Source organism: Kluyvera genomosp. 3 (assembly GCF_011765685.1).
GTDB lineage: Bacteria > Pseudomonadota > Gammaproteobacteria > Enterobacterales > Enterobacteriaceae > Kluyvera > Kluyvera georgiana_A.
Window position 1 is genome coordinate 3,004,254 of record NZ_CP050321.1, and the last position, 19,019, is coordinate 3,023,272.

General features: G+C 54.5%; 22 protein-coding genes. 14 read left to right on the forward strand and 8 right to left on the reverse strand.

Features of this window, described 5'->3' with window-relative positions; translation table 11 throughout:
- Positions 1–102: 102 nt before the first annotated feature.
- Positions 103–1,386 carry a YeaH/YhbH family protein gene (locus GY169_RS14185; protein WP_167576146.1) on the forward strand — a complete coding sequence of 428 codons (1,284 nt, stop codon included), beginning with the start codon at positions 103–105 and terminating at the stop codon, positions 1,384–1,386.
- A gap of 47 nt (positions 1,387–1,433) precedes the next feature.
- Here the strand turns inward: GY169_RS14185 and GY169_RS14190 are convergent, their stop codons facing one another.
- Positions 1,434–2,363 (reverse strand): LysR family transcriptional regulator, encoded by a 930-nt coding sequence (locus GY169_RS14190; RefSeq protein ID WP_167576147.1) that lies wholly within the window; start codon positions 2,361–2,363, stop codon positions 1,434–1,436.
- 111 nt (positions 2,364–2,474) lie between these two features.
- Here GY169_RS14190 and eamB point away from each other — a divergent pair, with 111 nt between their 5' ends.
- The 6 genes from eamB to GY169_RS14220 all read left to right on the forward strand — a co-directional run bounded on the left by eamB (position 2,475) and on the right by GY169_RS14220 (position 9,452).
- Positions 2,475–3,059, forward strand: a complete 585-nt coding sequence (eamB, locus tag GY169_RS14195; protein WP_167576148.1) for a cysteine/O-acetylserine transporter — start codon at positions 2,475–2,477, stop codon at positions 3,057–3,059.
- A gap of 176 nt (positions 3,060–3,235) precedes the next feature.
- Complete coding sequence (gene dgcJ, locus GY169_RS14200; protein WP_167576149.1) at positions 3,236–4,717, forward strand: diguanylate cyclase DgcJ; 1,482 nt, start codon at positions 3,236–3,238, stop codon at positions 4,715–4,717.
- 20 nt (positions 4,718–4,737) lie between these two features.
- Positions 4,738–5,238: a YbaK/prolyl-tRNA synthetase associated domain-containing protein gene (locus GY169_RS14205; protein ID WP_163448771.1), complete on the forward strand. Its 501-nt coding sequence runs from the start codon at positions 4,738–4,740 to the stop codon at positions 5,236–5,238.
- Between the two features lie 216 nt (positions 5,239–5,454).
- Positions 5,455–6,798, forward strand: coding sequence for a glycoside-pentoside-hexuronide (GPH):cation symporter (locus GY169_RS14210; RefSeq protein ID WP_074398798.1), 1,344 nt, complete (start codon positions 5,455–5,457; stop codon positions 6,796–6,798).
- A gap of 7 nt (positions 6,799–6,805) precedes the next feature.
- Entirely contained in the window at positions 6,806–8,842 is a 2,037-nt protein-coding gene (locus GY169_RS14215) for a glycoside hydrolase family 31 protein (protein WP_167576150.1), read from the forward strand.
- Between the two features lie 163 nt (positions 8,843–9,005).
- Positions 9,006–9,452, forward strand: coding sequence for a DUF441 domain-containing protein (locus GY169_RS14220; RefSeq protein WP_163448774.1), 447 nt, complete (start codon positions 9,006–9,008; stop codon positions 9,450–9,452).
- On the opposite strand, the gene GY169_RS14225 is transcribed toward GY169_RS14220, so the two are convergent.
- On the reverse strand, positions 9,436–10,230 hold the full coding sequence (locus tag GY169_RS14225) for an AraC family transcriptional regulator (protein WP_163448799.1): 795 nt from the start codon (positions 10,228–10,230) through the stop codon (positions 9,436–9,438). The genes GY169_RS14220 and GY169_RS14225 overlap by 17 nt on opposite strands.
- Positions 10,231–10,326: 96 nt before the next feature.
- On the opposite strand from GY169_RS14225, the gene GY169_RS14230 reads away from it, so the two are divergent.
- The gene (locus GY169_RS14230) at positions 10,327–11,517 is read left to right on the forward strand and encodes a CynX/NimT family MFS transporter (RefSeq protein ID WP_167576151.1); all 1,191 of its coding nucleotides are present in this window, start codon (positions 10,327–10,329) and stop codon (positions 11,515–11,517) included.
- A gap of 50 nt (positions 11,518–11,567) precedes the next feature.
- Here GY169_RS14230 and GY169_RS14235 read toward each other — a convergent pair whose 3' ends face one another.
- Entirely contained in the window at positions 11,568–12,275 is a 708-nt protein-coding gene (locus GY169_RS14235; RefSeq protein ID WP_167576152.1) for a CTP synthase, read from the reverse strand.
- 138 nt (positions 12,276–12,413) lie between these two features.
- Here GY169_RS14235 and GY169_RS14240 point away from each other — a divergent pair, with 138 nt between their 5' ends.
- Positions 12,414–12,758 carry a DUF488 domain-containing protein gene (locus GY169_RS14240; RefSeq protein WP_167576153.1) on the forward strand — a complete coding sequence of 115 codons (345 nt, stop codon included), beginning with the start codon at positions 12,414–12,416 and terminating at the stop codon, positions 12,756–12,758.
- Between the two features lie 34 nt (positions 12,759–12,792).
- On the opposite strand, the gene GY169_RS14245 is transcribed toward GY169_RS14240, so the two are convergent.
- Together GY169_RS14245 and GY169_RS14250 are read right to left on the reverse strand one after the other, a co-directional pair.
- Entirely contained in the window at positions 12,793–13,098 is a 306-nt protein-coding gene (locus GY169_RS14245; protein WP_163448778.1) for a hypothetical protein, read from the reverse strand.
- A 60-nt stretch (positions 13,099–13,158) separates the two neighbouring features.
- On the reverse strand, positions 13,159–13,407 hold the full coding sequence (locus tag GY169_RS14250; RefSeq protein ID WP_167576154.1) for a DUF333 domain-containing protein: 249 nt from the start codon (positions 13,405–13,407) through the stop codon (positions 13,159–13,161).
- Positions 13,408–13,731: 324 nt separating this feature from the next.
- On the opposite strand from GY169_RS14250, the gene GY169_RS14255 reads away from it, so the two are divergent.
- Positions 13,732–14,751 (forward strand): sensor domain-containing diguanylate cyclase, encoded by a 1,020-nt coding sequence (locus GY169_RS14255; RefSeq protein WP_167576155.1) that lies wholly within the window; start codon positions 13,732–13,734, stop codon positions 14,749–14,751.
- A gap of 46 nt (positions 14,752–14,797) precedes the next feature.
- Positions 14,798–14,902 (forward strand): YoaK family small membrane protein, encoded by a 105-nt coding sequence (locus GY169_RS14260; protein WP_100249921.1) that lies wholly within the window; start codon positions 14,798–14,800, stop codon positions 14,900–14,902.
- Positions 14,903–15,001: 99 nt separating this feature from the next.
- On the opposite strand, the gene GY169_RS14265 is transcribed toward GY169_RS14260, so the two are convergent.
- Together GY169_RS14265 and GY169_RS14270 are read right to left on the reverse strand one after the other, a co-directional pair.
- Positions 15,002–16,477, reverse strand: a complete 1,476-nt coding sequence (locus tag GY169_RS14265; protein WP_167576156.1) for a GGDEF domain-containing protein — start codon at positions 16,475–16,477, stop codon at positions 15,002–15,004.
- 195 nt (positions 16,478–16,672) lie between these two features.
- Positions 16,673–16,933: a DUF2534 family protein gene (locus GY169_RS14270; RefSeq protein WP_064546284.1), complete on the reverse strand. Its 261-nt coding sequence runs from the start codon at positions 16,931–16,933 to the stop codon at positions 16,673–16,675.
- Between the two features lie 213 nt (positions 16,934–17,146).
- Here GY169_RS14270 and GY169_RS14275 point away from each other — a divergent pair, with 213 nt between their 5' ends.
- The 3 genes from GY169_RS14275 to GY169_RS14285 are packed head-to-tail and all read left to right on the forward strand — an operon-like array spanning position 17,147 to position 18,046.
- A complete protein-coding gene (locus GY169_RS14275) occupies positions 17,147–17,473 on the forward strand; it encodes a DUF1971 domain-containing protein (protein WP_064546286.1) in 327 nt (108 codons plus the stop codon).
- A gap of 31 nt (positions 17,474–17,504) precedes the next feature.
- Positions 17,505–17,858, forward strand: a complete 354-nt coding sequence (locus GY169_RS14280) for a DUF1971 domain-containing protein (RefSeq protein ID WP_163448781.1) — start codon at positions 17,505–17,507, stop codon at positions 17,856–17,858.
- A gap of 5 nt (positions 17,859–17,863) precedes the next feature.
- Positions 17,864–18,046 carry a DUF1869 domain-containing protein gene (locus tag GY169_RS14285; RefSeq protein ID WP_064546290.1) on the forward strand — a complete coding sequence of 61 codons (183 nt, stop codon included), beginning with the start codon at positions 17,864–17,866 and terminating at the stop codon, positions 18,044–18,046.
- 275 nt (positions 18,047–18,321) lie between these two features.
- Here GY169_RS14285 and GY169_RS14290 read toward each other — a convergent pair whose 3' ends face one another.
- A complete protein-coding gene (locus GY169_RS14290; protein WP_065356340.1) occupies positions 18,322–18,957 on the reverse strand; it encodes a carbonic anhydrase in 636 nt (211 codons plus the stop codon).
- Positions 18,958–19,019 lie beyond the last annotated feature (62 nt).

The following is a 19,019-nucleotide window of genomic DNA, read 5'->3' on the forward strand; positions in this document are numbered from 1 at the left end:
GGTGGCGCGTGCGCTTACCGGGCCTACAACAATGTCCCGTAGGCCGGCGTTTCCGGCACTTACAGGCGCTGCAAGTTGGCACATGCAGTACGGGAGGGATATATGACCTGGTTTATTGACCGGCGTCTGAACGGCAAAAACAAGAGCGCGGTTAACCGCCAGCGCTTCTTGCGCCGTTATAAAGCGCAAATAAAACAGTCGATCTCCGAGGCCATCAACAAGCGTTCGGTGACCGACATCGATAGCGGCGAATCCGTTTCTATTCCGACGGATGATATTAGCGAACCTATGTTCCATCAGGGACGCGGAGGATTACGCCATCGGGTGCATCCCGGTAACGACCACTTTGTACAAAACGATCGCATCGAGCGCCCTCAGGGCGGCGGCGGAGGTGGCGGTAGCGGACAGGGCCAGGCCAGCGCCGACGGCGAAGGTCAGGACGAATTTGTGTTTCAGATTTCCAAAGATGAGTATCTGGATCTGCTGTTTGAGGATCTGGCGTTGCCCAATCTCAAACGGAATCAGCAGCGCCAGTTGACCGAGTTTAAAACCCACCGCGCGGGCTTCACCTCTAACGGCGTGCCCGCCAATATCAGCGTCGTGCGATCGCTGCAAAACTCCCTTGCCCGCCGTACCGCCATGACGGCCGGCAAGCGCCGCGAGCTGCACGCGCTGGAAGCCACCCTGGATGAAGTGGCAAAAAGCGAGCCAGCGCAGCTGCTGGAAGAAGAGCGGTTACGCAAAGAAATTGCTGACCTGCGGGCGAAGATTGACCGCGTGCCGTTTATCGACACCTTTGACTTACGCTACAAAAACTACGAGAAACGGCCAGAGCCTTCCAGCCAGGCCGTGATGTTCTGCCTGATGGACGTCTCCGGTTCGATGGATCAGTCCACCAAAGACATGGCGAAACGCTTTTATATCCTGCTCTATCTGTTCCTGAGCAGAACCTATAAAAACGTCGAAGTGGTTTACATTCGTCACCACACCCAGGCCAAAGAGGTGGATGAGCATGAGTTCTTCTACTCTCAGGAAACGGGCGGCACCATCGTCTCCAGCGCGCTGAAGCTGATGGATGAGGTGGTGAAAGCGCGCTACGACCCGGCGCAGTGGAATATCTACGCGGCGCAGGCGTCGGATGGCGATAACTGGGCAGATGACTCACCGCTGTGCCACGAAATTCTGGCGAAGAAAATTCTGCCGGTAGTGCGCTACTACAGCTATATCGAAATCACCCGTCGGGCCCATCAGACCTTATGGCGTGAGTACGAGCACCTGCAGCAGACGTTTGATAACTTTGCCATTCAGCACATCCGCGATCAGGAGGATATTTACCCGGTGTTCCGCGAGCTGTTCCATAAACAGGGTAGTACAGTCAAGGATTAATCAAAAAAAATCAGCCAGTTAACTTGTTTTCTGGCTGATTTATTTACCTACGACTTGACGTCAAGATGGGAAGATAATTCCCCCAGGCATTCAGAATGCACCTCCCCTAAACTCTGTCGCATGCAGTCAATGAATATCTCCATCGCGGGACTCAGGGTTCTGTCGGCGTGATAGGCGCAAAGCGCCGTTATCGTCATTGGGGTGGCGGAAAAAGGAAGCGTGATCAATTCACCGGATTCCAGTTCCCGCAATACGCTGAAAAGTGGCAGAAATGAGATGCCCAGATTGCTGGCCACGCAGCGTTTAATGCTCTCAATGCTCCACAGCTCAATCGTGTTGTCTAACGTAATCTTTCTTTCGCGGAGCGTCGATTCGAAGAGTTGCCTGAAAACGCACTGCGGTTCATTGATAATGAAGCTGAGCGGAATATGCTGATTTACTCTAGTGAAATCAACATCCTGTAGCTCAGGAGATGCCACCAGTACCAATTCCTGTTGGCCAAAATATTCCTTATGCAGCGCTTCATCATGACCCACGCGGTAAAAGACGCCCAGATCCGTATTATCGTTGAGCAGCGCGTCCCGAATGGCATAACAGTTTACCGACTGGAGAGAAAGACGCACTTTTGGCGCTTTAATCCTCAGCAGTTTCAGAACCTCAGGCATTTTGTAGGCGAGTAAGGTTTCCCCAACCATCACCCGAAGGTCTCCGGCGATCTCTTCCTCGCGATCGGCGATCTGCCGAATCCCCTCCAGCACACGCGTCAGTTCTCTTACCTTCGGCAGCAGTAATTTCCCCGCAGGCGTGAGAACCATTCGACGCCCCACTTTCTCAAACACCGAGTATGACAGCTCCTGTTCCAGCTGTTGGATCTGAAAAGTGACGGTAGATTGCGTGCAGCAGAGCTTGCGCGCGGCCTGAGCAAACGACCCTTCTTCAACAACCGTTTTAAAGGTGATGAAACGACGCAAATCCATAGATTCCTCTCACGCAAATACATCGAAAAAATGAAAGCCTGAAATTTAAAACATTCGCTTTTTTGAATGCTTTTACGCGGCTAATATGCGGCAAAAACAAGGAGAATACAATTGACCACTCTCATTATCAGCAGCTTCTTAACCTATACCCTCATTACCGCACTGACGCCCGGGCCTAACAATATCCTCGCGTTAAGTTCAGTTAATCAGCATGGTTTACGCCGAAGTGCTCGCATCCTGGCCGGCATGAGCGCTGGCTTTCTGGTGCTGATGCTCCTTTGCGGTCTGTTTACCTATGCGCTGATCAGCGTGATTCCATCCATCACACGATGGCTGGTGTGGATAGGCGCGGCGTATATACTCTGGCTGGCATGGAAAATAGCGACCAGCTCATCCACAGCAGAAGCCAATACGCAGCCTTTGGGCTTTTGGCTCAGTTTTGGCCTGCAGTTTGCCAACGTGAAGATTATTCTATATGGCATTACGGCGCTGTCTGCGTTCGTATTACCCTACACGCAGGATATGTTCTGGGTCATCGCTGTCAGCGTGCTGCTGGCAGTGATTGGCAGTCTGGGGAATCTGATCTGGGCGCTGGCTGGTCATCTATTCCAGTCATTGTTTCGCCGGCATGGTCGGAGTGTGAATATCATCCTGGCGCTGCTGCTGGTGTATTGTGCCATCAGGATGTTTTTCTGACCTCTCGTGCAAAACGTGACGAGGAATGGGGAATAAAAGGAGATAAATCAGCAGCCTCGTCACAGGTCGTCCTCATCCAATATTTGTAATACATTCTCATAGCTAATGCTTCACTAGTGATAGCGCCCCGCACATGGTAAAATTTCCCATTACACGGAAGAACATATAATTTCGCCATGAAACTGCAAAACAAAATACTCCGCTTCGTGATTTCATCCGGCGTGGTAATACTGACATCCTCATTTCTGATCTATGAGTTGATCTCAAGTCATCGGGATATGACGGATTATATGCGATATATCATAGACAAAGGAGAATCGGCCTTTCTCTATGATAAATATCAGAACCAGCTGATTATATCGCAACTCTCGCGAAAGATGGATGAAGCCCCTACCGTTGATGCGGCCACGAGAGCTTGTGACAGCGTGCAGCGCCTGGGCGATGTTGTCGGTCTGAACATTGACGGCCACAGCTACTCACCGCTCAAGGGTTCATTAACTGCGGGCAAAACGCCCTGCTCGCAGTGGGTCCAGGACCTCCCCATGCTTGAGGCGTTTGATAGCGCAATTAGCAACGATATTGTCTGGAATCCCCTACTGCCTGACGATCTCAGACCGGAAAAGCGTTTTCGCTATTATATTGATTTGGTGAATCAATATATTTATTTTAATTCACCAGTCGTAATTAAAGACCCAACTTTAACCAGCTGGAATTTTCTTTATGGCGCTCGCCTGGGAATTTCATCGGCCAGTCTGGAGAATTTATTTCTTGGCCGTACGGTGGTCTCCAGTATTTATGTCGACACCTTCACTCGTAAGAATATCTTAACTTTTCTGACGCCGGTTTATCGCCAGGAACAGTTGAAAGGTATTGTTATGGTCGACCTGTCGCATCAGGATATGCGAGAAATTTTCTACACCCGCGATCGCCCGCTGGTCTGGCGTTACCTCGATATTTCGTTTACCGATTCCGACAACAACGCCAACATCGAGGTTCATCGCAGCGCGGCGCATTTGCTGAGCTACGTCAACTACTCGCGCCCGCTGGCGGAAAACATGCACGTGGTGCTGTCGCTGGACGTGATGTATTTCCTGCTCAGCTCCTGGAAATTGTTCCTCTTCTACCTGCTAACGACAGCAGTACTGCTGCACCTGGTACGCACCCATTTCCGCCTTTATCGGATGGTCAGCAAAGAGAACATCAGCGATTCGCTCACCGGGTTGTATAACCGTAAAATCCTCTCACCGGTGCAAAGCATGCGCCTTCAGCGGCTGACCGAACAGGGCGCGAGCATCGTGATCATCGCGCTGGATCTCGACAAACTGAAGCATATTAATGACACCTGGGGACACAACGAAGGCGACCGGGCGATTATCATGCTGGCTCAAGCTATCTCCGCGACGGTACGCAAAAGCGACTATGCCGTGCGTCTTGGCGGCGACGAGTTCTGCATTATTCTGGTGGACTACGACGAGAAGGACGCGCAGTTAATTCCACAGCGAATCAAGGAACAACTGGCGCTTATCGACGACGATAACCGCGTCAGCTTCTCGTGGGGCGCCTATAAAATGTGCGTCGGGGACAATCTCGACGGCGCGATGGAAATTGCCGACCAACGTCTGTACCAGCAAAAGAAGCAGCGCCATCACCACAACTGACAGCATTAGGGGAGAAAAACATGATTGAGCCAGTATCACCCAATATCCACCAGCGGTTGTTGGCCCTGCTCGATGAGCAGCAGGCGCGTTATCGGGTCATGGAGCATGAAGCGGTTGGAAAATGTGAAGCTGTGTCAGAAGTACGCGGCACCGTGTTGGGCCAGGGGGCCAAAGCGCTGGTGTGCAAGGTGAAGGGCAACGGCGTGAACCAGCACATACTGGCGATTCTCGCCGCTGACCAGCAGGCCGATCTTTCGCGCCTCGCGCAGTATGTTGGCGGCCTGAAGGCCTCGCTGGCGAGCCCCGCCGAAGTGGACGCGCTGACCGCCTGCGTTTTTGGCGCTATCCCACCCTTTAGCTTTCATCGCGCGCTGCGACTCATTGCCGACCCGCTGCTGTTTGAGCGCTTTAATGAGATAGCCTTTAACGCCGGTAGCCTGGAGAAATCGGTCATTCTCAACACCGCCGACTACCTGCGTATTGCCCAGCCGGAGCTGGTTGCCTTCCGCCGTCAGTCCTGACGCCCTCTCTTCAATCTGACTTAACCCTTCATTTGCCGGATATTAATCCGGTGAATGAATCGTTGCGTTCGTGTTACGCACTTTTTGTTACCGGTATCACGTAAAGCAGTTTACGTAAACGTAATACGGAATATCGCAATTGTTAACTCCCCGCTCCCATCCACACTATATGGCGTCTTTCCCCACAATCGTACTTTAACGACACCAGGTGACATGATGAATACTAAAGTTACCCGTAAAGAAAAGATCAGCTATGGATTGGGCGACATGGCCAGTCACATCGGGCTGGATAACGTCATTATCTTCTTAACCTTCTACTATACCGACGTGGTGGGCCTACCGGCCGCCTTTGTCGGCACCATGTTCTTACTGGCCCGCACCGCCGACGCCATCATCGACCCGGCAATGGGCTACATGGCTGACCGCACGCGTTCCCGCTGGGGTAAATTTCGCCCGTGGATGCTGTGGCTGGCCCTGCCGTTTGGTGTTAGCTGCCTGCTGACTTACGCCGTACCGCAGTCGCTGGATATGTCCGGCAAAATGATTTTTGCCAGCGTCAGCTACACCTTTATGATGCTGATGTATACCGCCATCAACATTCCCTACTGTTCGATGGGCGCGGTGATCACCCCGGATAACGACGAACGTATCTCGCTGCAGTCCTGGCGCTTTTTCCTGGCGACCCTCGGCGGCGCGATGTCGACGTTCTTTATGATGCCGCTGGCCGAATATCTCGGTGGCGCGGATAAACTGGCTGGCTATCGCTGGGCAATGGCGATTATGGCCAGCGCCGCGGTCATCATGTTCTGGTTCTGCTTTGCCAACACCCGCGAGCGCATTAAAGCCCCCGCCACCCACAATAACTACCTCGCGGAACTGCGCGATTTGCTGCGCAATGACCAGTGGCGCGTTGTCGCCGTGCTGGTGATGACCAACATTGGCTTCGGCGTTATCCGCCTGGGCGCGATGATGTATTTCGTCACCTACTACCTCGGTAACGCCGCCTACTTTATGTGGATGCTGGCCGCGCATATCATCGGCAAGGCCGCCGGCAGCCTGCTGGCGAAACGATTGACCCGCAACGCCAATAAGGTACAGATGTTTGGCTACTGTTCCGTACTGGCAGGGCTGTTGAGCATCGGTCTGTTCTTCGCGCCGAAAGCGGTCCTGGTGCTGGTTCCGCTCACCTTTATCGTCTCCACCCTTTATCAGTCTACGACTACCCTGATGTGGGTCATGATGGCCGACGTCGCCGACTACGGCGAATGGCGTCAGGGCAAGCGCATGGACGGTATTATTTTCTCGACCTTCCTGGCCGTACTTAAGTTGGGTATGGCGCTAAGCGGGGCTATCGTCGGCTGGACGCTCGGCTTCAGCGGCTACGTCGCCAACGCGGCGGAGCAAACGCCGCTGGCGATGCACTGCATCGTCGCGCTCTTTACCGTGGTGCCGGGGCTACTGTCGCTCGGCGCATTCATCACCCTGCGCTGGTACAAGCTCGACGACCACACCATGCAGGAAATCAATCTCGCGAAAACCCAATCTCTCGTTAAAGGATGAGCCAACCATGAGCGAATTAATCCAGCACGCTAACGCTATTGAATGGCGTTTTGAACGACAGATCCTGCGCATTGAGCCGTGGGGAGAAAACAGCCTGCGCGTACGTGCCACCTGCGCTCCGGCGTTTAACGACGAACTTCATGCACTGTTACCTCTGGCCAGCGACCAGGCCGTCATTGCGCAGGATGCGGAAACGCTGACCTTAACTCACGGCAACATTCGCGCGGTGTTGAACCTCAAAGGACAACTGGCGTTTTATAACCAGCGCGGCGAGCTGCTGCTGGAAGAGATGTGGCGTCAGCGTTCAACCGTTGGGATTGGCGCCAGTGAGAAGAGCCAGGACAAATACGTCAGCGCCCTGAAGCTGGACGGCCGCGAATTTAAACCGCTGCCCGGCGGCAAATACCAACTCACGGTACGCTTTGAGTCCCGCGACGGTGAGCGGCTGTACGGTATGGGCCAGTACCAGCAGCCGTGGCTGGATCTCAAAGGCTGCTCGCTGGAGCTTGCCCAGCGCAACTCTCAGGCCAGCGTGCCCTTTTTACAGTCCAGCTTCGGCTATGGCCTGCTGTGGAACAACCCGGCCATCGGGGAAGTGCGGCTTGCAAAAAACCACACCGAGTGGACGGCGCGCGTCACCGAAGAGATGGACTACTGGATCACCGCGGGCGATAGCGTCGCTCAGGTTACTCGCCAGTACGCACGCGCAACCGGCACGCCGCCGCCTGCCCCGGCATTTATCAGCGGGCTGTGGCAGTGCAAGCTGCGCTACCGCAATCAGCAAGAAGTGCTGGAGGTTGCCCGTGAATATCGTCGACGCAACCTGCCGCTGTCGGTCATGGTTATCGACTTTTTCCACTGGCCGAACCAGGGAACCTGGTGTTTTGACCCGGTTGACTGGCCGGACCCGCAGGCGATGGTCGACGAACTGGAATCGCTGGGCATCAAGCTGATGGTCTCAGTCTGGCCGACGGTTGAAGCGCGCAGTCCGCTGTTCCCACAAATGAAGGCCAAAGGCTGGCTGGTCACCAGTGACCGGGGCGTACAGGTCAATCTCGACTTTATGGGCAATACCACCTTCTTCGATGCTACCCACCCGCAGGCGCGCCAGTTTGTCTGGGAGACAGTGAAGAAAAACTACTACGATCTCGGCATTAAGCTGTTCTGGCTGGATGAAGCAGAGCCGGAATACCGTGCTTATGATTTTGACAACTACCGCTATCACGCGGGCCCGGTGCTCGAGGTTGGCAACCGTTATCCCCGCGATTTTGCCCAGGGTTTCTATGATGGCCTGCGCGAGGCGGGCGAGCGCGATATCGTCAACCTGGTGCGCTGTAGCTGGGCAGGCAGTCAACGCTACGGCGTGCTGGCGTGGTCAGGCGATGTGCACCCTTCATTCCACGCCTTCCGCAATCAGCTGGCGGCCGGGCTGAATATGGGGCTGGCGGGCATCCCCTGGTGGACTACCGATATCGGCGGTTTCCAGGGCGGCAATATTCACGATCCGGCGTTCCATGAACTGCTGATTCGCTGGTTCCAGTGGGCCGTATTTTGCCCGGTGCTGCGTATGCATGGCTATCGTGAACCGCGCGTGCAGCCGCCGGAAAGCTACCGTAACGGCATTCCGCAGTGCGACAGCGGCTCGCCAAACGAGCTGTGGAGCTACGGCGAGGAAAACTACGCCATCATGCAACGCTGGCTTGAAGTGCGGGAAAGCCTGCGTCCATACATTGATGCGCTATATGACAATGCGCACCGCCACGGCGACCCCCTGATGCGTCCGCTGTTCTGGCACTACCCGGACGAGCCACAGAGCTGGCAGACGGAGGATCAGTATCTGTTCGGCGAAGACCTGCTGGTCGCGCCGGTGATGCACGCAGGACAGCGTCAGCGCGACGTCTGGTTACCGAGCGGCAACGCCTGGGTTGGCCTTGATGGCGAGCGCTATCAGGGGGGGCAGCGGATCGCCGTCGCGGCTGGGCTGGAGACGATTCCTCTGTTTATTCGCGAAGGCAGCCCGTTAATCACGGTATTGGTCAAATAATCAGGCAAATGCCTGAAATCCATTACTAAGATTGAAAAAGACCTGTTTACGCGCTGCTTCTTGCGTAAAGTAGATGAACGAAAATACGTAGCCCGGTTAAGCGTCGCAACGCCGTGGCTACGAAATGCTGTCTTTTTCTCTTTTTGGCAAGGATTACCGCTCTATGCTCGATACCACCCTGCTGATCCTCCTGGGTCTGGCTGCGCTCGGCTTCGTCAGCCATAACACCACCGTCGCTGTCTCTATTCTGGTTCTGATCATTATCCGCGTTACGCCACTCAGTGCCTTTTTCCCATGGGTGGAAAAACAGGGGCTGAGTATCGGTATTATCATCCTCACCATTAGCGTCATGGCGCCGATCGCCAGCGGCGCTCTGCCCGCCAGCACGCTAATCCATTCATTCGGCAACTGGAAATCATTGGTCGCTATCGCCGTCGGTATATTTGTCTCCTGGCTTGGCGGGCGCGGCGTGACGCTGATGGGCAGTCAACCGCATCTGGTGGCGGGTTTGTTGATCGGCACCGTACTTGGCGTGGCGCTGTTTCGCGGCGTGCCGGTGGGGCCGCTGATTGCTGCCGGGCTGGTGTCGCTGCTTATTGGGAAGTCGTAGTCAGCGCCGCCAGATAACGACCTGGCGTTTGCCCTAACCCTTTGCGGAACATGGTGATAAACGCCGTGGTCGAATCGTAGCCGAGCGACAGCGCGACCTGCTGGACACTAAGACCACGCACCAGCATCTGTAGCGCGAGGATTAACTGCAACTGATGCCGCCAGCGACGAAAGTTAAGCCCGGTCTCCTTTACCACCAGCCGCGCCAGGTTACGCTCGCTCATGGCAAAACGGCTGGCCCACTGCGCCAGCGTCTGCCACTGTGCCGGTTCCGCTTCCATGGTCTCGACCATCAGGCGAATTTTCGGATGCGCCGATACCGGCAGCTGTAGCTGCTGTTCCGGCTGCTGCGGCAACTCGTCAAAAAGCACCTGTATCAGACGCTGAGTTTCCGGCGTCTGACGTACGGCTTCATTGCGCTCGGCCAGTGTCAGAATCAGCTCACGCACCAATGGCGAAATTTTCAACGTACAGCTGTGGGCCGGCATTCGCGCGGCGCCAGGCTCGATAAACAAAAAGCACAGCTCCGCCTGCGGTGTGGCGCGGTTGCTGTGCGGCACTTCGCCTGGGATCCACACCGCAAACTGCGGCGGTACCATCCACATAGCGTTCTCCACCTCGCAGGTAATCGCTCCGCGCAGCGCCAGAATCAACTGTCCCTTACGGTGCTGATGAACGGGGATGTACTGCTCCCCCTCAACAACCTGTATGCCAAACGCCACCGCCGCGTCATCGTGACTGTCCGGGTGATAGCCGCCTAAACCGAGTCCGAGCATTATTTTGTCCGAATTTAGCGATAATCTGTCATTTTAGCTTGATTTCAACGCAAGCTAAACCGGGTATCGTAGTCTCTCAATTTTCTGCTTGAGAACACTATGTCTGACGCTGTTGCTTCTTCACAACGCCGCTGGCTGTTGATTGTTGGTATTTTACTGATTGCCTCAACGCTACGCGTCACCTTCACCGGCGCGGCACCGCTGCTCGACGCCATTCGCGCTGAATATGGCCTGACCACCGCGCAGACCGGGCTATTAACCACCCTTCCGCTGCTGGCCTTTGGCCTGGTGTCGCCGCTGGCGGCGGGAATTGCCCGCCGCTTTGGCATGGAACGCAGCCTGTTTATCGCCATGCTGTTGATATGCGCCGGGATCGTCGTACGCTCCCTGCCCTCTATCACGCTGATGTTTATCGGTACCGCCATTATTGGCTGCGGGATTGCGCTAGGCAACGTCCTGCTGCCAGGGCTGATTAAACGGGATTTCGCCAGTCAGGTAGCCAAAATGACCGGGGCCTATTCCGTCACCATGGGGGCCGCTGCCGCGCTGGGTTCAGCGCTGGTGGTACCAATTGCGCTGAGCGGCTTCGGCTGGCGCGGCGCACTGTTGATGCTCATCGCCTTCCCGTTACTGGCGCTGCTGTTCTGGCTGCCACAATGGCGAGCCTCGAAAGCGACTGCACTTTCCAGCAGCGGCGCGATGCACAACCGTGGGATCTGGCGTTCAGCATTAGCCTGGCAGGTCACTCTCTTCCTCGGGCTGAACTCGCTGGTTTACTACGTGATTATCGGCTGGCTGCCAACCATTTTAATGAGTCAGGGCTACAGCGAGGCGCAGGCTGGCTCTCTGCACGGACTGCTCCAGCTGGCAACCGCCGCGCCTGGTTTTGCTATTCCGCTGATCCTGCATCGCCTCAAGGATCAGCGAGGGATCGCCATTACCGTCGCGCTGATGTGCGCGGTGAGCGCTCTGGGTTACTGGATATTCCCATCACAGGCGGCGCTGTGGACGGTGATTTTCGGTTTCGGCTCCGGTGCGACGATGATTCTGGGGCTGACCTTTATCGGGCTGCGCGCCAGCTCGGCGCACCAGGCCGCGGCGCTCTCGGGCATGGCGCAGACCGTTGGCTATCTGCTGGCGGCTTGCGGGCCGCCGCTGATGGGGAAAATGCATGATGCTACCGGGGCATGGCATCTTTCGCTGATGGCAGTGGCAGCCATTGCGCTGGTGATGGCGGTGTTCGGCGGGCTGGCCGGACGCGATAGAGAAATTAACATCGGTAGTCGCTGATAGGTAGGCCGGATAAGGCGTAGCCGCCATCCGGCCTACTGGAGTCTATTTTACTGCGCGGCGGCGTGCAGGAACGCCTGCACCAGCGGTGCCGGACGCCCCGCCAGCGCATTGCGCTCGTGCTGGAATAACGTCGCCACGAAGAACGGATGCGTCACCAGCTCCACCGCGCGAATATCACCGTTATCATCCCAGCCCGTCACTCGCAGCGGCTGCGCTTCCAGTTCGGCGGCGAAGTCGTCGGCAATCCCGTAGTTGCAGTGATACCCCTCTTCAATACTGTCACGCCCATAGGCACGGGCAATTAACGTATTGGCGCGCAGCTCGATGGTATCGCTTTTTTCCACCAGCGAGCAGGCAAGCGGCGCTATCACCATCCGTCCTTCGCTGTCGGTTTCCGCATGAGCCGCATCTTCCCAGCCCATCACGTTACGCGCGTATTCCAGTATGGCGTGCTGAAAACCGCCGCAGGTGCCGAGGAATGGCACGCTGTTTTCACGCGCATAGCGCACGGCGGTCAACGCGCCTTCAGTATTCTCATAGGGGCTGGCAGGAACCAGCCAGATAGCGTCAAATTCGGCGAGATCGTCGGAGCTTTTCACATCACGCGTTGCCAGCCAGCGGTATTCAACGGGCAGTTCCAGCACCGCAGCGGCGTCATCAATCGCCAGCGGAATAGCCTGATGCGCGATAACATCGGCGTTATAGTCGCCAACCAGTGCAATACGAAGAGTGGGAGTTACAGCAGAGTTTTCCATGATGGGTCCTTATGGGCAGACGTGACGTACGGCATAAGGAGCCTCAGATTAGCGATGTCCGCGCGCAATAGCAATACCCGGCTAGCGTACCCAACCAAAGTTTGTGGTATGGTCAAAGAGGATAAAGGGAGGAAGGATATGATCCAGTGTAAACGCGTATATGAAGACGCCGCACCCGATGACGGCTACCGTGTTCTGGTTGATAGACTGTGGCCACGCGGCATCAAAAAGGAAGATCTCATCTACGATGAGTGGTGTAAAACCCTTGCCCCGTCTGCCGAACTGCGCAAAGCGTTTCACGGCGAGGTGATCGATTTTGCCTGCTTCTGCCAACACTACCGCGATGAACTATCCCATCATCTGGAGGATGGACGTCGCCTGGCGGACATTGCACAGAAGCAGGGAGTGACGCTGGTTTACGCCGCCGCGAACACGGCGCAAAACCATGCGCGCGTGCTCGCCGACTGGTTGAAAAACCTCTAACTCACCCCTCGCGCGGCGTCTGACGGCGTCGCGTTTATTCCACCAGCGCTTCGCGTTCGTGCGCGGGCAGCGCATCCGGCGTCAACGGCAGCAAATACTCGGAACGGACAAACGCAAAACCGTGCTGACCTTCACCGGCACTGACTTCCCCGGTCACCAGCCACAGCGCGCGCGGCGCGTCGGCGGCCAGCTCGGTCATCACCCCGTTGACCGGATTCAGGCAACGCTCACCTGGGTTAATCAGGGCAAAAAGCTCAACGCTTTTACCGATATTGGCGCGACCAGCAGTCGTACGAGCACCGATGATAATGGCGGTGGTGCCCGGTTTAAGCGAAAACATACATCTCTCGTTAATCAGAATAATCCTGGTCACGAAGTGTACTGGATATGCGCCTTGCTGTCATTGTTTCTGCGGGTGTTCGCGACGCCACAGCGCCCATTCCTCAATAGTTTCACCGTTTGGCAATTTACACAGGCTGTATTGCCCCTGTGAATTAACCTGCGGAATACTTTCTCCGCCCTTCTGCTGGCAGTAAACCGCAGCAGGATTTGCCATACCCACCTGCGGCGGTTTTGGTGCCTCAGGTTCAGCCTGCTTTGCACAGCCGGCAAGGAGCAGAGGCAGCAGTAAAAGATAGCGGGAACGCATAAATTCTCCTTAGTATTACGCTGAAGTTTAGCTTTAAACTCCATAATTTCTTCATTTTAACTACACTTTTGAGACGTAAAGTACGTCTCGTTCTCAACTGACCAGAGAACAGAACATTCCATAATCAATGAGTTACTTTGCCCCATCTCCCCCGATGGGGCTTTTTTTTACCTGTAATTAGAAGCGCATACCCTCAGTTTTGTCCGTTTTCATAACGCAGCGCTTACCTTCTGGATACATAATGTATAAAATTCAGGAGGTCCAATTTCGTTTTAGGATCACACACCATAACTGCTTTTGCCAATCCAGGGGACCCTCGTTTCCATGTCAGATATTATCCTTGCCAAAGTATCGCAAACACTTGCCACGGAACAATCGCTAGAGAACCTTGTCCGTCAACTGCTTGAGATGCTTGAGTTGGTCACCAACATGGAATCGACCTATCTGACGAAAATTGATACCCAGGCAGACCTGCAGCACATTGTCTACTCGCGCAATAGCGGTGACATGGATATCCCCGAAAATCTCTCCGTCCCGTGGGGCGATACGCTGTGCAAACGCGCCATGGACGACAACTGTTTTTACAGTGATAACGTACCGGGCCGCTGGAGCGATTGCGACGCGGCAAAAGCGCTGGGGATCACCACCTTCCTCAGTACGCCTATTCATCTGACCGATGGTTCGCTGTACGGCACGCTGTGCGCCGCCAGCAAGCAACAGAAGCCGCTCAGCTTTAACAGCGAGCACGTACTTCAGCTGTTTGCCAGCATCATTGCCCGTTATATTGAGAAAGAATCGCTGGTGTCTCAGTTGCAGGAGGCGAATGCCGCGCTGATTTATCACTCCTACACCGATGCGCTCACCGGGCTGCCAAACCGTCGCGCGGTGTTTGAAAATCTCGAGACCCTCTTTTCTCTGGCCAGGCACCTCAACCATTCGGTGATTCTGGCGTTTATTGACCTCGATCACTTCAAGAAGATCAACGATAGCTATGGCCATCAGGCGGGCGACGAGTTCTTACAGCAGGTGGCCCAGCGCCTGAAGTCAGGCATCTCGGCCGATGACCAACTTGGGCGATTGGGCGGGGATGAGTTTATGGTCGCCACCCTTGAACGCTCGACGGCGCAGCTCGCGCAGTTTACTGAGACGCTGCGGCAGCTGCTGGTGGGTGATTACCTGCTGAGCGATGTATTGATTCACTATCCCGGCGCCAGCATTGGCGTCATCAGCGTTGACCCGAGCCAAATGGACCCGGATAGCGCGCTACGGGCAGCCGATAGCGCGATGTATCGCGACAAAAAATTTCGCCATCGCCCGGAAATTAGCACCCAGCGGGTGAGCTAATTACAGTATCATACGCGCTATCTATAACAGGAATCAGGATATCACCATGAGATTGGGTATCGCCTTCCCCATCGTTATCTTTTTTATTGCCGTGATCTTTCTGGGTTGGTTTTTTATCGGCGGCTATGCGCTGCCGGGAGGAGCACAATGAGAAAGACCACAATCATCATGCTAATCATCGCCATCGTGACCGTCATCGGCGTCCAGCTCGGTTGGTGGTAAGTCTTAGATAAGCCGCGCATGCGTCGGCTTATCGTCTCTCGCCCCGGCGTTTCTTCATCTGATACATCTGGGCATCTGCCTGCTGAATAGCCGCATCCAGCGAATCCAGGCACGGTGCCACGCCCCAGGATACCGAGAGCGGTACCGGGTGTCCCTGCGGACTGAACGGGTACACGGCGATGCTGGCGGCAATACGTTGTGCCACCATATGCGCGTGCGCAATATCGGTGTCACTGAGTAATACGACAAATTCATCGCCGCCGCTACGAATGACCCAGTCATCGTTGGCGCGCACATCATTGAGCATACAGTCGGCAATCGCCTGCAGCGCGCGATCGCCTGCCTGATGGCCGTAGCTGTCGTTAATCGCCTTAAACTTATTACAATCGAACAAAATGACCGTCATAAAGGGTAACGACCGCTGCTGAATCAGGGTGAAAATATTGCGCGTGAAGCACCCGGTCAGCGGATCGCGGTAAAAGCGCAGGTCGGCTTGATTAAGATGATAACGTATTAACATAAACAGCAGGATGAGCAGCACCGGCGCCAGCGCGAGCACGCCCAACGCGTTGCGGTCCTGGGAGATAAACAACCAGCTGGGTAATGCGTATTTAATCTCATAACGCCGAGAAACCGGATGAGAGTGCGCATCGTCCAGCCAGCGGCAGTTATTGACGATGCACAGCACTTCGCCGCTCTGTCGACTTTCATACCCCAGAATCAGCCCTTCAGGCACCTTGCCATTAAATGCCTCACGCAGCATGTACTCCAGCTCCGGGCGTGAGAGATCGTAGGCCAGATAACCAATAATATGGTTGCTCGGCTCCCCCTCGGAGAGATCGTAGATGTAGCTCACCACGCTGTAGGCCCGGTCGCCGGTGATTTTATCAGCGTATAAGCGGGTCGAACTCAGCGACTTCTTTCGCATACCTTTTTGCAGCACGCGGTCATAGAACATTTCCGGTTCGCTGAAAAAACGCTGAGGGTCGCGCGCCATTTGCGAGGTCGAGAAACTAAAAGGTATCGAGTCGGCGGGGTTAAACCAGTAAAACCAGCGACCATCATTGGCGATAATATAACGATGAATATCGTGCAGATCCGGATTCAGCGCCTTCACTTTTGCGCGAATGTATTCCGCGGCGACATAGATACAGCGAGCACTGTACTCCGGTGTTCTGGTCACCAGAGCGCCGCGGTCAGGAGCTAACGTGTCAGGGTCGGCATTAATCCCCCAGGCCGTGTCGCGAGGATGAAAAATATCAGCATCGCCGCACAATTCATGACGACTGATCTGCTGATAACGCACGCCAGCAGCCTCAGCCATCAGCTCGTTATCATTAAATATGGTCATCATCTGGTTTTGTAACGTGTTGACGCCTTCACTGACCTGCGAAAGCGCACGTTGATACAGAAAAAAGAGGGCAATACAGACCAGCAGACAAGTTATCGCTGCCGATGCCAGCAGCGACTGCTTCTTACGCAAACTATCCTGAATAATTCTCACTGCTACTCCGTACCGATGGGTTAATCCCTGAAACGCCACCCACGCAATCAACCTAAGCGTCACGGTACGTCTTCATTACGCATCTGGATCAGTATGGATGAAATCTTCCGCAAGCGTGAATTTTGATCGTGTCAGCTCCTTGCCGGAAAGACAATAAGAAAATACGCGTGCAGGCGGGATGCCCGCACGAAAGGATTAACGCTGGTTATCCGAACCTAAGAAGAAGAAGCCCAGTGGAATCGCAAACAACAACGTGAAAATGCAGCTGTAAACAAACACCATCGCCCCTTGCAGCACAAACATGCTGGTGGTCCAGTCGGCATACGGCAGATTGTATTCACGCACCACGCCGCCAAAGGTCGCACGGCCAACCACCACCGCGGCAATCACAAACACCACAAAAGCGGACAGCAGGAATTTTTTGCCGTTTGGCGTCCGCAGTTTCTCCAGAATCATCGCATCCTCCCGACGCTGTTCTCACGATATTTTGCTGTATTTGTAACATTAATGAAGCATAAATTGAATGTTTATTGTTGCGTCATTTGGATGTTGTGCCTTGCACAAAGAACAACTATTTAACACCCACAATAAGATGCATTTAAAATGCACTTTCTAATCAACAGCGGTCCAAATTTGTGTTTTAATACTCTCAACACAGAGGGGGAAAACATGCTACGTATTCCGCACACTTGTATTCATACCCGTTCCACACCGTTCTGGAACAAAGACACCGCACCTGCCGGTATTTTTCAGCGCCATCTTGATAAAGGCACCCGCCCGGGCGTCTATCCCCGCCTGTCGGTACACCAGGGGGCCGTCCGCTATCTCGGTTTTGCCAGTGAAACGTCCCCAGAGGCCGACAGCGAGCTGATCATCAACACCGGTCACTTTGGCGTGTTCCCACCGGAAAAATGGCATTACATCGAAACAATGACCGACGATACCGTCTTTCAAATCGACTTTTTTGTTGAAGCTGAAGTGCTGAAATCCCTATAGAACTCCAGGCCACTGGAGTAAGGAATTATTCATGTTACGTATTCCTGAGAACTTTGTTCATTCGCGTTCGACCCCGTTCTGGAATAAAGACACCGCGCCGAAAGCCCTGTTCACTCACCACAATACCAAAGCCCACGTCTATGGCCGCTTGTCCGTTATGCAAGGCGCCGTGCGCTACTTTGGCTTCCCTGACGCCGACGCCAGCGAACCGGACGTCGACGTGGTGATTGAAGCCGGATCCTTTGGCATTTCCCCGCCGCAGAAGTGGCATCGCATCGAGCTACTGACTGACGACACCTGGTTTAATATCGACTTCTTTGCCGATCCTGAGGCGACGCTTGAAGGCACCGGTCTGGGCAAAGTGGTTAATTCGCATAAGGGGTAACAACAATGAGTAAGGCAACTTATACGGTAACCGTCACCAACAATAGCAACGGTATTTCCGTCGATTATGAAACCGAGACGCCGATGGAGCTGTTGGTCCCGGATGTTGCCGCGGATGTGGTGAAAGATCTGATCAATACCGTCCGTGCGTACGATACCGAAAACGAGCATGACGTTTGCGGCTGGTAACGCCGTGTCGATACAAAAAGGGAGCCACTTCAGGCTCCCTTTTTCGCTCTCACCCGAATGAATCAAGCGCAAGCGACGGATTCATACTTTCGTTTTAACGCCCTTTCTTCCCACTTTGCCATGGTTAAAACAGTCATAGCGGGAGGATAATGCAATGGCCTGGCGCCCTTTTCTGTTTCTGATTTCCAACCCTGCTCCGCGTCGTTCAGCGAGACGCGGAAAACTGAAGCTGGTCAGCAACGCGTAGCGCCGCATTACGCGGCGCTTATTGCCGATTACTCGAAAAAGACCTCTGGGTTATCGGCCAGCGACACGAAAGTCTTGCTGTTTTTGTCCAGCGCGCGGATTTCGCCGCTTTCAATATCATACACCCAGCCGTGCAGGCGGATCGCGTGGTCACGCAGCCCCACAGCCACCGACGGGTGCGTTTTGATATTATTCAACTGAGCAATAACGTTTTCTTCGACCATGGCGTTAACTTTGTCAGTCTCGTTATCGTAGGTTTTCTTCTCGACGACCGCTTTGGCGGCATCGGAATAGCGCAGCCAGTGAGAGACAGCCGGCATCGGCTCCAGGCACTGGCAGGTGGCGATAGCTTTCATCGCGCCGCAGTTAGAGTGACCGCAGATAACAATATCCGTCACGCCCAAAGCAACGACCGCGTACTCAATAGTCGCGGATACACCGCCCGGTTCCGGACCAAAAGAAGGCACGATATTACCGGCGTTACGGATGACAAACAGCTGCCCCGGCTCTTGTTGCGTGACCAATTCGGGAACTAAGCGGCTGTCTGAACAGGAGATGAACAGCGCTTTTGGGTTCTGGCTGGATGCCAGGCTGCGGAAGAGTTCCTTACGTTGAGGAAAAACTTCTTTCTGAAAGTTGAGGAACCCTTCGATGATATGTTGCATAGCAGTATCTCTTTTTCGTTTTTACGCAGGTCATGATTAACATCACATTTTCAGTTTACCAC